At 74.1% G+C, this 452-nt stretch carries 1 pseudogene; it reads left to right on the top strand.

The features are described from left to right. Positions 1-452 (top strand): annotated as a pseudogene (locus KUM38_RS41285) (AfsR/SARP family transcriptional regulator); the annotation flags it as partial.

The following is a 452-nucleotide window of genomic DNA, read 5'->3' as shown; positions in this document are numbered from 1 at the left end:
ACCGAAGCCCACGAAACACTCGCCCGACGCCTGGGAGCGCAACGCCTGGCCGCCGAACCGGACGCCACCGCCGACATCATCCGCCTGTGCGGACGCCTGCCCCTGGCACTGGCAGTGGTCGCCGCCCGCGCCGAACTCGACCCCGCCTTCCCCCTGCACGCCCTCGCCGACGACCTGCGCCACACCCCCACCGGCCTGGAGGCCTTCACCGCCACCGACACCACCACCGACGTCCGCAGCGTCTTCTCCTGGTCCTACCACTCCCTGGACGAGCCCGCCGCCCGCCTCTTCCGGCTCCTGGCCCTCCACCCCGGCCCCGACATCACCGCCCCCGCCGCCGCCGCCCTCACCAACCTCCCCCTCCCCCACACCCGCCGCCTCCTCACCGAACTGACCCGCTCCTGCCTCCTGGAACAACCCCAGCCCGGCCGGTTCGCCCTGCACGACCTGCT

This window comes from Streptomyces sp. AC558_RSS880 (assembly GCF_019049255.1).
Taxonomy (GTDB): domain Bacteria; phylum Actinomycetota; class Actinomycetes; order Streptomycetales; family Streptomycetaceae; genus Streptomyces.
Note: the sequence above shows the minus strand (reverse complement) of the source record. Positions and strands in the feature narration are given on the sequence as shown.